9 protein-coding genes and 1 pseudogene are annotated in these 13200 nt (G+C 44.2%); 4 read left to right on the top strand and 6 right to left on the bottom strand.

Annotated elements, in window-relative coordinates; all coding sequences use genetic code 11:
• The coding region (locus ACBR23_RS18935) for a valine--pyruvate transaminase (protein ID WP_371125672.1) at positions 1 to 971 on the top strand (971 nt) is incomplete at its 5' end.
• Positions 972 to 1275: 304 nt separating this feature from the next.
• Here the strand turns inward: ACBR23_RS18935 and ACBR23_RS18930 are convergent.
• The 4 genes and pseudogenes from ACBR23_RS18930 to ACBR23_RS18915 all read right to left on the bottom strand — a co-directional run bounded on the left by ACBR23_RS18930 (position 1276) and on the right by ACBR23_RS18915 (position 3747).
• Positions 1276 to 1773 (bottom strand): hypothetical protein, encoded by a 498-nt coding sequence (locus ACBR23_RS18930; RefSeq protein WP_371119996.1) that lies wholly within the window; start codon positions 1771 to 1773, stop codon positions 1276 to 1278.
• Positions 1721 to 1849 (bottom strand): annotated as a pseudogene (locus tag ACBR23_RS18925) (MerR family DNA-binding transcriptional regulator); the annotation flags it as partial. The gene ACBR23_RS18930 and the pseudogene ACBR23_RS18925, both read right to left, overlap by 53 nt.
• Before the next feature lie 90 nt (positions 1850 to 1939).
• Complete coding sequence (locus ACBR23_RS18920) at positions 1940 to 2623, bottom strand: hypothetical protein (protein ID WP_371119997.1); 684 nt, start codon at positions 2621 to 2623, stop codon at positions 1940 to 1942.
• 461 nt (positions 2624 to 3084) lie between these two features.
• Positions 3085 to 3747, bottom strand: coding sequence for a glycoside hydrolase family 108 protein (locus ACBR23_RS18915; RefSeq protein ID WP_340521635.1), 663 nt, complete (start codon positions 3745 to 3747; stop codon positions 3085 to 3087).
• A gap of 99 nt (positions 3748 to 3846) precedes the next feature.
• On the opposite strand from ACBR23_RS18915, the gene ACBR23_RS18910 reads away from it, so the two are divergent.
• From ACBR23_RS18910 to ACBR23_RS18900, 3 genes are all read left to right on the top strand, one after another.
• Positions 3847 to 6015, top strand: coding sequence for a tetratricopeptide repeat protein (locus ACBR23_RS18910; RefSeq protein ID WP_341736255.1), 2169 nt, complete (start codon positions 3847 to 3849; stop codon positions 6013 to 6015).
• Positions 6016 to 6052: 37 nt separating this feature from the next.
• Positions 6053 to 6643, top strand: a complete 591-nt coding sequence (locus ACBR23_RS18905; protein ID WP_371113978.1) for a tRNA-(ms[2]io[6]A)-hydroxylase — start codon at positions 6053 to 6055, stop codon at positions 6641 to 6643.
• A gap of 93 nt (positions 6644 to 6736) precedes the next feature.
• On the top strand, positions 6737 to 7234 hold the full coding sequence (locus ACBR23_RS18900) for a GNAT family N-acetyltransferase (protein WP_341736254.1): 498 nt from the start codon (positions 6737 to 6739) through the stop codon (positions 7232 to 7234).
• A 271-nt stretch (positions 7235 to 7505) separates the two neighbouring features.
• Here ACBR23_RS18900 and ACBR23_RS18895 read toward each other — a convergent pair whose 3' ends face one another.
• Together ACBR23_RS18895 and ACBR23_RS18890 are read right to left on the bottom strand one after the other, a co-directional pair.
• The gene (locus ACBR23_RS18895; RefSeq protein WP_371119998.1) at positions 7506 to 11375 is read right to left on the bottom strand and encodes a PAS domain S-box protein; all 3870 of its coding nucleotides are present in this window, start codon (positions 11373 to 11375) and stop codon (positions 7506 to 7508) included.
• A gap of 377 nt (positions 11376 to 11752) precedes the next feature.
• Positions 11753 to 13147, bottom strand: a complete 1395-nt coding sequence (locus ACBR23_RS18890; RefSeq protein ID WP_341736252.1) for a malic enzyme-like NAD(P)-binding protein — start codon at positions 13145 to 13147, stop codon at positions 11753 to 11755.
• Between the last annotated feature and the right edge of the window lie 53 nt (positions 13148 to 13200).

Here is a 13200-nt window from a genome sequence, read left to right as displayed (position 1 = left end):
CCCCATCCCCCCCTTACCAAGGGGGGGCAAAGACCCCCACATCCCCCCCTTACCAAGGGGGGGCGAGGGGGGGTAGCCTTAAACATATTGTTTTGCCCCTAAGCCCGGATTATACGGGTTATGGTGGAGTCAGCTTGATTCCCGAAGCCGTAATTGCTTGCAAACCAACTCTGGATATTGATGCGGCCGCTCATCGGTTTAAATATCGCCCGGATTTCAGTCAGTTGTCGATCGATGAAACTTCCGGCTGCGTAATATTTTCTCGTCCCTGCAACCCTACTGGCAATGTTCTCACCGATGACGAAGTGAAGAAAATTGCAGCGATGGCTAGTGTTTTTGATGTGCCAGTTTTCATTGATTCTGCCTACGGGCCTCCGTTCCCAGCTTTGAATTATACTGAGATGACTCCGATTTTTGGTGAAAATATTATCCACTGCATGAGTTTGTCGAAAGCGGGATTACCGGGAGAAAGAATCGGAATTGCGATCGGAGATGAAAATATTATTCAAGTTTTACAATCTTTTCAGACGAATATGTGCATTCACTCGCCGAGATACGGACAGGCGATCGCGGCGCGGGCGATTAATTCTGGAGCTTTGGCTGATATTGGTGTCAATGTCATCCGCCCTTATTATCAAAGTAAATTTGATGTAGTTGAAACAACCCTAGAACAAGCAATGCCGAAAGATTTGCCCTGGTTTTTGCACCGTGGCGAAGGAGCAATTTTTGCGTGGTTGTGGCTGAAAGATTTGCCAATGACAGATTGGGAATTTTATCAACAATTGAAGCAAGTCGGTGTGATTCTGGTGCCGGGAAGTTCTTTCTTCCCTGGTTTGCGGGAAGATTGGCGGCACAAGCAGGAGTGTTTGCGGATTAGTTTGACTGCGACTAATCAGGAGATTGAAACTGCGATGAAACGTTTGGCTAAAATGGTGGAAAAAGTCTATCAGGTTGACCTCTCCCCGGTCTAAAGACACGGGGATTCTAAACTGTTGCTTAGTGGCAGGATAAATCCCATAGGTGTCAACTTAACTTCAAGCCCAGTCAGAGACTGCTGTTTGACTATTAAGGCCAGATCCCCCCTAGCCCCCCTTAACAAGGGGGGGACAAGAACTTACTCAAAGTCCCCCTTTCCCCAGGGCTGTTTCATTCTGGTGACAAATCATCATTTTGTAGGGGTAGTGGATGGTGCGTGCCTACCCTCCCCATCCACTTAAGTTGACACCAATGGGCAATCCGGTGTCCTCTATCCTGACGGTGCAACCGGAATTGATATTAGTTATGAATTGCTTGTAAAGCTTCTGTTGCTGATGGGTAGCGCTGGGGGAAATCGTACAGTATCATCCGGTCTAAAACCTTAGCAAATTCTGGGCTAACTTGTGCATTTTGCCGCCAGATGAGATTTCCGATATTATCAACTTTGAATTGTTTTGGCTTCATTCCTGTTAAGGCTTGAATGCCGATGATACCGACAGCATAGATGTCGCTGCACAATTTTGGGGAACCGATGGCTTGTTCGGGGGGAATATAATCCTGTTGAGTCCCACCACGGGATTTCGTTTGACCGATGTTTTGCTGCCAATTACTAATTTCTTTGACTGAGCCAAAGTCAATTAAGACCATTTTGCCATCGGATGTACGTCTGATTAAGTTTTGAGGGTGAACGTCGCGGTGAATTATATCTCTTTGGTGAACAAAAACCAGAATTTCTAAGATGGGCGATATCGTAACGTCTTTGTCCTGCCTCGGTTTTGATGGTCTTGATGAGGCCATCTTCTGACCATCGGGCAAGGGTTCTGGGGTTAACTCCCAAAGCGTTAGCTGCTTTTCTTGGTGTGACATACGGCATGGCATTCTCGTGGAAGAATACTTTTGATTTTATCTGAGTTTGTCCGTTATGTCTACTATGTCCGTTGAAGTCGTGTAAACTGCCTTTAGGTCACACGTCTCGCAATAAGGCAATAACTTGATGTTCTTCCCAAGGTTTACCTTCGATCAGTTCTTGAGACAGGGGTTGTCCTTCGATGAATTGATAGACTAAATAAAAATATCCATCTTCTTCAAAACGAGCTAATAATTCCGGGATGCGATCGTGTTGACCTAGGCTATATAAAACTCGCGTTTCTCGATCGAATAAATGGCTGGTTCTGTCAGACTGGCTTTTCAGGCGCTTGACGAGACACAAAGGGCGATCGGGTAAGTTTTCATCTTCAGCGAGATAGGTATCGCTGTACTCGGTACTCACCAAATGTTCGGTGATGCGGTAACGCATCCGCATCAGTTTTTCTAACATCGGCTCGCCCGGTTTAGGGGGTTGTCTACCTTGTTGTGATGCTCTCATGATGCAGTCCCAGAGATTTGCTGCAACTACTCTTTCTTCTTGTCCAATAATTTCTGCTTCTCTCAGTACCTTTGTGAGATCTTTCCATAAATTGTAACCGACGTAGCGACTTAGGTAGCCCACTGTGTAACCGCGGGCGATCGGATCGTTTTGCTGAATTTCTTGGTATGTCCAAGACTGTAAAACACCGCGAATTATCGCTTGCTGCAACCGAGTCAATGATTTTTTGGTTGATTTTTCTACCAAATTGTCCACAAGATTAATGGCTTCTTCTATGGTCATAGCTTTAGCTGTTTAGTGATTTGTAGTCGATACTTGATTTTCTGAAATAGCAATTTTCAATAGATTGGGTATAACTTTTTATATCGATTCCGGTTGTATCGGAATTATTTAACCGCAGAGTACGCAGAGGAAGCAGAGTAGGGGGAGAGAGAGATGAATGGTTCCGAAATCAAGGGATTTGATATTACTTGTCCATCACCAAGTATGGATTGCTTTGCGATCGGACCAATGAAAATCGCTATGTTTAAGTTATACATGATTTAACTTAATTTTGATATTTTGTCCCTTTTTTGAAATATATTTTTACAAATATGAGTTTAATGAGGGGCTGTTAGGAAAAGATTTAAGGAAGAAGGAAGAAAGACCTTCGACACTTATAAACTGATACACTTCGACTACGCTCAGTGTCCAATTCCCAATTACCAATTACCAATTCCCCAATTCCCCATTCCCATTCCCAACTACTTAATCTTATTCACATAGCCCCACAAACTGTAATCTCGACTCAACCAACCCCGGAAAAAAGCCATCTGACTAGGGTCTTCTTGCACCCGTTTGTAGCGATAAATAATCCGTTCATTAATCATTTGCAAAGCGGTATTTCTGTTGTTTGCACTTTTGAGTGCTTCCTTGGTGCGGCTATCAAAAATTCCCGTTTGTGGCAATCCTAACGCTTGTTGAAGAAAGGTAATTGAGTTGTTAATTCCAAAGTTAACCGCCGTGTCAAACATGACGATCGCCAAAGTTGGGTGCATTGTTCCCGAAAGACTCGAATCCCAGTAATATTTATAAATTTCTAGGAGCTCTGCTTCCGACATCTGCGTCACATCTAGGGGTGGCAGCCCCCGACTGTATCGGTAAGCATTATATTCGGTTTGCAGAATCCCTCGATAAGTTCTGCCACCCTTGTCTGCGGGGTGATCGCTGAACCCGCCCTCAAAATATAGGGTAAAGTAAAGGGCTGTTTGAAATATTTTCTGCCGAAAGTTGGCTGTCTGCTGCTGTGCCACCGTCTTTTGGGCAAAGGGCAAGGGAATTGCCAGACTTAACAAAAGTAAGCCCAGTAGGAGGTTTGGTCTCCACTTAATTTTCTGTTGACGCTGTGATCGTTGCTTGTCGTTCATAAATTCCCTGTCCGATCGCCCGTAGTTCCGCTAAAACTGCTACTCTGCAAAATAATATAGATTCAACCTTTAACTTGATAGCACAGATAGGCAGCGAAGATGAATCCCGATTTCCACAATCAGTCTGAAACACCCAAATTGGAAGATGCTGCATCTCTGACAATCCTGGCAGAAAAATATTACTCTCAAGGTAATTTAGCAGAAGCAATTGCCACTTGTCGCCTCGCACTGGAATTACAACCGGATTGGGCTCCAGCTTACGTGACAATGGGCAACGTCCACCAAGCCAACGGGCAACTTGATGAGGCGATGCGGCTGTATTCTGAGGCGATCGCCCTGAATCCAGACTTTGCCGAGGCCTATGCTAATTTGGGGAGTATGCTCTACAAACAAGGGCTGTTTGTAGAGGCGATTGTCAATTACGAAAAGGCGATCGTCCTCAAACCGGATTTAGCACCAGCTTACTGGAATTTGGCACTCACACTCAAGCAGCAAGGGCAATTTGATGCGGCGCTTTCCTACGAGCAAAAAGCTCTCGAACTCAAGCCCGATCTGGCTGAGGTAGATTTTAACTTAGATTTGGGAGATAAATTGGCGGGGGAAGGTAAGCTGGATGAGGCTGTGGCTGCTTGGCAACGGGCGATCGACCTCAAGCCGGATTTACCAGAAGCATACTGTCAAATAGGCATAGTTTTGCGCTATCAAGGCCAATTAAAAGAAGCAATTCCTTATCTGGAAAAAGCCCTAGAAATTAAACCAGATTTTATTCCCGCTCACCAACATTTGTGTGCCATTCTCAGAGATACCAGCGATTTATCTCAGGCGCGGCAAGCTGTTCACAGATACAGTCAAATGTGCGGTGAAAACGATCCAATTATGACCGCAATTTACTTCGTCAGTACCTATCAAGTGTCGGGGCTGAATCAAATTGCTAAAGATAGATTTTTAGAACTAGAATCTTACTTGGAGCAAAACTTAGACCCAGTTAAAGCAGTTGAAATTAAATCGCTGTATGCCAATTTCTTGTTTAGTACGCCCTATTTGCGAGATGATGTGGCAGTCAATTCTCAACTTTACAGAAGAATTGCCCAAAAGTATATCGACCAATGTATCAAACCTAATTTTCCCGAAGTCACTCATTACAGTCTAAAAACAACGGCGAGGGCAGGTAAACTAAAAATCGGGTGTTTGTCCAATCACTTCCGTCGCCATTCTGTGGGTTGGTGCAGTGCTGACATCCTTCGCGAATTGTCGGCGATCGCGAATTTGCATTTGTACGCTTCCGAAAGAATTGTTCCTGATGACCAAACCAAAAAGTTTGAAAGTTTTGGCAAACTAACTTTGCCCAAAAATTTTGCCAACGGAATGTCTAATTCCTCAGAAATTATCGCTCAAATTAGAAGTGATGAATTAGATGTTTTAGTTGATTTAGATTCTCTCAGCGTACCAGTTCATGTTGATATTCTCTACGCCAAACCCGCAGCAGTTTGTGTGTCTTGGTTAGGATTTGATGCGGCTTACATATCACCAGCAAATTATTTTCTTTCTGATTGGCACTCGCACCCAGCAGGTAGGGAAAAATATTATGATGAGCAGCTAATTAGGATGCCTGATTCCTTTGTGGCGTTGTCTGGTTTTCAAAGGTATGGAGTCAATCCAGTGGCCTTGAGAAGGTCGAATCGCATAGGTTTAGACCAGATAGTTTACCTGTGTGTCGCTCCGGGTAGAAAATTTAATTACGAGTTGGTGAAAGCACAGGTAGCTATTCTTAAACAAGTGCCAAATAGTGTCTTGATTCATAAAGCTTTAGGCGATAATGCGGTGTTTCAAGCGGCTTATCACCAGGTTTGCGAAACTGAAGGAGTTAGCAAGCACCGGATTAAGTTTTTGCCACGGGTTGCTACGGAGGAAGAACATAGAATTGTCTATTTGCTGGCCGATGTGTTGTTGGATTCTTATCCTTATAATGGTGGGACTCACACCTTAGAGGCTTTGTGGTTTAATTTGCCTGTGGTTACTCGAATTGGAGAGCAGTTTTTATCCAGAATGGGTTATTCGTTTTTGCAGACTTTGGGAATTACCACTGGGATGGCTTGGTCTTGGGAGGAATATGTGGAATTTGGGGTAAAATTAGGTCAAGATAGTGAATTACGAAACGGGGTGAAATCGCAGTTGGCTAATTCTAAGAAATCCGAAAATTTGTCGCCTTTGTGGAACCCTAAAAAGTTTGCGGGAGATATGTACGCACTGTTTGAAAAACTGTGTTAAATATAGATTTAATCTCAAATATCCAATCTCAAATCTGATGGCTTTACCAACTATTAAGTTTCTGAAACAGCCGACTTCCCAAGATTGGGTACAACAGGCGATCGCCAATTTAGATACTATCTTATTAGACCATTCTCACTGCGAGCGCAAGGCGGCTGGGGTAGCATTGAATTTAATGTTTCGCTACCCGGCTCATGCTAAATTGGTGAGGATGTTAACGGCGATCGCCCGCGAAGAATTAGAGCATTTTGAGCAAGTCAATCAGCACTTGGAAAAACGTAACATTGCTTTGGGCCCCTTGGGGGCTCCTCCCTACGGTGCTGGTTTGTCTAGCCAAATTCGGAAGCAAGAACCGGATCGACTTTTGGATTCTTTGCTGGTTTCTGGTTTAATCGAAGCGCGGAGTCACGAACGGCTGGGACTGCTGGCAGATAGTTGTGTCGATGGAGAATTAGCTAAATTTTACCGGAGTTTGATGGTTTCGGAAGCTCGCCATTATGGTGTATATTGGATTTTGGCAACAACTTATTTCGATCGCTCTGTTGTCGATCGGCGGCTGGACCAATTATCCTTAGTTGAAAGCGAGTTGCTGGCAACTCTTCATCCAGAACCGAGAATTCATAGCTAAATATAGGGTGCATTAAAGTGCTGTAAAACACAAATTTATGGCAATTTTACAGTGGTTTCTAAAGTGACTGAAAAATATGATTTACGAAAACCAATGAAAACCCAATATCATGATTTTTTAATTCGTTCCTGGGAAACACGCGACCGGGCTGATGCTTTTCATGTAATTCGCGATGTCTTATTGGAGTACGGTTTAAGATCCGAGCCTTTCGGAGCCGATCGAGATGTGTATGATGTAGAATTACATTATCATGCCAAAGGTGGAGAATTTTGGGTGGTTGAACGGGAAGGAGAAATCCTAGGAACGGCGGCATACTATCCCATTGAACGAGGCAATAATGCTGTGGAAATTCGCAAAATGTATATTTTGCCGGCAGCTAGGGGACAGGGTTTAGGAAAGTTTTTACTGCAACAATTGGAAAGTAAAATTGCTAGTTGTGGCTTTGATGAAATCTGGGTCGAAACTGCTAGCGTTCTCAAGGAAGCTGTTAATATGTATGAAAAAAACGGATATCAACCGACAACTGGTGTAGAGACGCAAAGGTGCGATCGGGTTTACAAAAAAGTAATCAAACCAGAAATAAAGGAATAAAAAAATCAGGCCTAGGCAACTCCGGCCACAAATCGGAATTATTAAACTCTCTCTTCTCTTCCTTCGCGCCTTCGCGGTTAATATCAATTCCAGTTGTATCGGAATGATTAAACCACAGAGAACACAGAGGACACAGAGAAAGAGAAGAGAGAAATAATAATTCCGATGTCAACGGATTTGATATAAATCATTCCAATACAACATAAATTAATATCAAGAGTGTTCTAGAAAGGCTCAATCATGACCATGCAACCACAATTTATATCGCTGCTTAATCTTTTTTTTGTCGCAGAGGAATCTCGATCGCAAATTCGCAACCTTCTCCCAATACAGAATTGCAAAAAAGCTCGCCACCGTGTTTTTCGGCGATAATTGACATGGAAATTGCTAAACCTAAACCAGTTCCCTTACCCACTGGTTTAGTGGTAAAAAATGGATCGAATAAGTGCTTCTTCACATCTTCGCTGATACCTGGTCCATTATCCCTAATCCGAATCGCCACGCAGTTATTTTCGGTTACTTCTGTGCGAATCGTAATTTCGAGATTTTTGGCTGTATTTGCCCGATTTCTGACCTCCGCAGCGGATTTTTCCACCTCCATTTCTATGGCATCGATGGCATTACTCAACAAATTCATAAATACTTGATTTAACTGACCAGGATAGCACTCTATTTTGGGTAAATCTCCGTATTGTTTAATCACATTAATAGGAGGGCGATCGGGTTTATTTTTGATGCGGTTTTGCAAAATCATCAGCGTGCTTTCTATCCCTTCGTGAATGTCCACTTTTTTCATTTCGGCTTCGTCAAGTCGGGAGAAAGTACGCAAACTTAAAACTATATCCCGAATGCGATCGGCTCCTAGTTTCATGGATGAGATGATTTTTGGGAAATCTTCAAGAATATAATCAAGTTCGATGGTTTCTATTTCATCTAAAATTGTTGCGGTAGGCTCCGGGTATTCCTGCTGATAAATTTGGATTAGTTTCAGCAGGCTTTGAGTGTATTCGCTGGCGTAAGTAAGATTACCGTAGATGAAATTTACGGGGTTGTTAATTTCGTGGGCGACACCAGCCACTAACTGTCCCAAACTCGACATTTTTTCACTCTGAATTAACTGAGATTGGGTGCGCTGGAGTTGGTGCAAAGTTTCTTCTAACTGTACAGCTTGGGCTTGAGCTAATTTGGCCGCAGTGCGGGTTTGGGTGTAAAGTTCGGCATGATCGATGGCGATCGCAATTTGAGCAGCCACTCCTTGCATCAGTTCCACTTCAGAATCGTTCCACTGTCGCATTTCCCCAGCTTGATAGCAGCCAATGGCCCCAATATCGCCGGCAGTAGTTTGAATTGGCAGCACTAGCATGGAAACGACTCCAAATGTTTGATGAATTTCGCCTATTTCTCGATTTGGTAAACTGCTAATATTATTAATTTGCAAAGTTTTCATCTGCCCCATATGCTGGGCTATAATACTAGAATTTTCGTCTACAAAACAGGCACCCAAAAAGCTGAGTAATGCCGGATTTTTGGCTTCGCAAGTTACTTCCCAAACTGCTGAATTATCATGGGAGCGATACCAAGCAAAAATGCACCAATCTAGCTGCATGAGATGGCGAATTTCTGCTACAGAAGTTTCTAAAATAGTCTCTAATTCTAAAGAATTGCGAATTTGGCTAGCAATTTGGTTTAGCAGTTGTTCGCGTCGAGCTTGCTGTCGGAGTGTTTGTTCCGATCGCAGTAAGACTTCTTCGGCAAATTTGCGATCGCTCAAATCTTGGACTACTGCTTGGATCATTGTTTCATTGCCGACTTGGATGATTGTCAGCACGACTTCTGCCGGAAAATCCGTACCGTCGAAACGCTGGTGAAGCCAATCAAAACGGTTATGGCGGCGTTCAAAGGCGATGGCTATCATTTCATTAGCCTCACTCAAAGATGCTTTGCCACTAGGTTGGAAAGGTGGCGAAAATTGACCAGGATTCTTACCTACAAACTGCTCTTTGCCCGTGCCTCCAAATAGTTCTAGGGTGGCATTATTGACATCACGAATCCCATTTTCATCTAACATTAAAACAGCCAAACTGGTTAATTCGTAAAGCGAGCGAAATTTAGCTTCCGACTGCTGCAATGCTGCTTCTGCTTTTTTGCGATCGGTAATGTCGGCAATCATCGCCAAAGCACCGATATAGTTTCCCTGTTGATCTAGCATGGGATTACTAGAAACTATCGCCCACAAATCACTGCCATCTCGGCGACGGAACTTGAAATCATGTTGTTCGCGGATGCCTTGACGACGGCGATCTAGATTTGCTTGAGAGATGGCAATACCTTCTTCATCCATGAAATTAAATAACGGCTGTTGCATCATTTCATCGGTGGTGCAGCCAAGCATATCAGCCATTTTTTGGTTCACAAAAGTAGTCTTACTCTCGGCATCAATCATCCAAATGCCTTCGTCGGCTGTCTCTACAATGCACCTATATTTTTCCTCGCTTTGCCGGAGTGCTTCCTCGGCTAATTGACTGTCAGTAATGTTTTGAGTCATCAGCAATCCGCCGGTGATTTCTTGCCGTTCATTTCTGACTGGCAAAGTATAGGCTAGGTAAGTGTGATCGTTATAATTAAATTCAGTTACCACGGTTTCTCCACCTAGTGCAGCCCGATAATTGGGTTCCACAGCAGCGCAGAATTCTGGAGGAAATATTTCCCAAATTGTCTTGCCTTCCATCAACTCTTTAGAAAGACCAACTGCTGCTAATTCTTTCCCTTCTACAAGGGTATAACGCAATTCTGTATCAAATAGCATCACCGCACCGTTAGGAAAATTGCTTGCCATAGTGCGGTAGAGTTGTTCGCTTTGTCGTAGGGCTTCTTCTGCTTGTTTGCGAGCGGTAATTTCAATAACTACTGCGCCAATGCCGATCGCCTCGCCACCTGCATCTAGTAGGGGAAAGTAAGAGGCGACGATGTGTGCCATTACTCCGGGCTGTCTCACTTTTTCCGCGCTGAGTTCGATATTGAGTACGGGTTCTTTTGTCCGCAAAATTTTCTGGTATAAAGGCTCGACGATGGGAGCGAGATCTGGTATGATTTCCTGCACAGTCTTGCCGATGTGGTCGGCTGGGCTGGCATCATTCATTTCTGCTAACATTTTATTGATTTGTACGAATCGCAGTTCATCGTCCAAAATGCAAAGTCCGGCCGGCGCATCCTTGAAAAAAGCATCAAATCGTGCTTGTCGCACGGCTAATTCTTGTTCTAAAGCTTTGCGATCGCTAATATCTGTTAAATAGCCAATCATCCCTATAACTTCTCCCATGGTGTCTTGCAATAGCGAAAGCACGAGGTGAGAATAAAAAATTTCTCCTGATTTACGACGTGTTATAACTTCCGTTTGATACTCACCTTTTTTTTGTAACACGCCGATCACTTTTTTTAACAAAATCTGGTGTTGTTCGGGCGGGTAAATGAGAGAAATATGCTTTCCTAATACTTCACTTTCTTGATAGCCGTATAACCTTTGGGATGCTTGATTCCAACTGGTGATGAGACCATCCATATTTGTACAAATCACCGCTTCTCGAATTTGGTCGATAATTTGACTGTGGTGACGCAACTTTGCTTGAGTTTGTTCAAGTTCGGCGATGGTTTGTTGGAGTTGTTCCTGAGTTTTTGCCAGTTCCGTAGTTCGCTGAGCTAGTAAGTTTTCTCGATTGAAATTGCTTGGCTGCGACAAAGATGCCGAGAGTAAGATACTGTTTTGAACCCCCTCGTTGCCAATTTTTTCAGCAGTCAGCCACAGCCCAGGCTCTCCCTCTATTTCCACTGTCCACTGGGAAACGCGCACAGGTACGAGATGACCGTCTTTGTGTTGGTATGCTGCTGCACAGTGGTCTGTGCAGTTATGCTGGAGCTGATTTTCTGGCTCTTTTTTGTCTTGGGCTGTACATTCTGTGTGCAAAACTGCCCAGTAGTTGAGGGTGAGAGTTGTTTCAACTGTGTGGCCGATAATTGCTGCAAAGGCTGGATTTACGTCCAAAAAAGTCCCGTCCATCCGACACAAGGCAAGCCCCATGGGACTGATTTCTAATAATTTGCGGTGGCAGGGATCGCTCCGGTCTTCTCCTAGCTGGCTTGGCATCTGACCTGTGTGGGAGGGGCTAACTAATTATAATCTACTTTTATATTTTTTTTATCTTGTGATTTTTATCACTATTTCAGCAGTCAGTAGTTATTGGTTGTTTGTTATTGGTTGTTTGTTATTGGTTGTTTGTTATTGGTTGTTTGTTATTGGTTGTTTGTTATTGGTTATTGGTTAGATCAATTCCGGTTGTATCGGAATGATTTAACCGCGAAGGCGCGAAGTGCGCGAAGCAAGAGAAGAGAGAGTTTAATACAGGACGATGAAGAGAGGATTTTATATTATTGGTTGTTGGTTATTGGTTGTTGGTTGTTAGTTATTGGCGATGCCGTGTCTTTCGACTCTGCCAATAACTAATAACCAATCACTAGGTCTAATTAATCGCGGGCTATGCCTTCGGCTCGCGCTGCCAACTGCACTGCACTAGCGACAGCAGTGGCAACTCGCTCGTCAAATACAGAGGGTATAATGTATTCTTTGTTCAGCTTGGAAGGGCTGACTAAAGAGGCGATCGCATAAGCTGCTTCCAAATACATATTGGTGGTAATCGTGGCAGCTTTGCAGTCCAAAGCACCTCGGAATATGCCCGGAAATGCCAAAACATTGTTAATTTGATTCGGGTAATCGCTACGCCCAGTTGCCACGATCGCCACATCATCCATGATTAGTTCTGGCTGAATTTCGGGAATCGGATTTGCCATGGCAAACACAATCGGATTCTCGGCCATGGAACGCACCATGGAGCGGGTCAGAACTCCGGGGGCGCTGACTCCTAAAAACACATCGGCACCGGCGATCGCATCTTCCAAGGTCCCGCCCGAAGCCACGGCAAACTCTAGTTTTTCTGGGTTCATGTCTGTACGGTCTTTGGAGAGGACACCTTTGGAGTCGCACATGATGATGTTTTCGGCACCTGCTTTGCGTAACAAGCGGGCGATCGCCACTCCAGCGGCACCGGCTCCGTTAATCACAATGCACACTTCGGACATCGATTTTTGTACTAATTTTAGGCTATTAATTAAGGCGGCCAAACTCACAATAGCAGTGCCATGTTGGTCGTCATGAAAAATCGGGATATCTAGAGTTTCCCGCAATCTTGCTTCGATTTCAAAACAGCGAGGTGAGGAAATATCTTCGAGGTTAACGCCGCCAAATACAGGGGCGATATTCTGGACTGTCCGAATAATTTCCTCAGTATCTTGGGTATTCAAGCAGATAGGAAAGGCATCAATTCCCGCAAATTCTTTAAATAGCATGGCTTTGCCTTCCATGACTGGCAGTGCAGCGGCCGGACCGAGGTTTCCCAGTCCCAAAACGGCGCTACCATCGGTAACAATCGCCACAGTATTTTGTTTGATTGTCAGGTTGTAAACTTGCTGGGGGTCCTTGGCGATCGCCATACAGATGCGGCCAACTCCAGGGGTGTATGCCATTGCCAAATCGGACTGGCGTTTGAGGGAAATTTTGCTTTCAACTCGGATTTTGCCACCGCGGTGCAAGTTGAAGGTGCGATCGTATACATCGAGCACTTTGATATTGGGCAGTGCTTTCACTGCTTGCACTATTTCTTCGCTGTGTTCGGTGCTCGAAGCATCGACAGTGATATCGCGAGTTGTAGTGGCGCGGGTTTGCTCGATTAAGTCAATTTGGCCAAAGTTGCCGCCAACAGAGCCGATCGCGCTGGTGACGCCGGCCAGCATTCCCGGCTGGTTTGGCAGAGAAACGCGAATTGTCAAACTAAAGCTAGGATTCGGTGTCAGTTTTACGCTCATGGCTGAATTAAAGATTTGAGATTTCAGAATTTCGATCTTAGATGGAATTACTA

This window comes from Microcoleus sp. (genome assembly GCF_041354475.1).
Classification (GTDB): domain Bacteria; phylum Cyanobacteriota; class Cyanobacteriia; order Cyanobacteriales; family Microcoleaceae; genus Microcoleus.
Note: the sequence above shows the minus strand (reverse complement) of the source record. Positions and strands in the feature narration are given on the sequence as shown.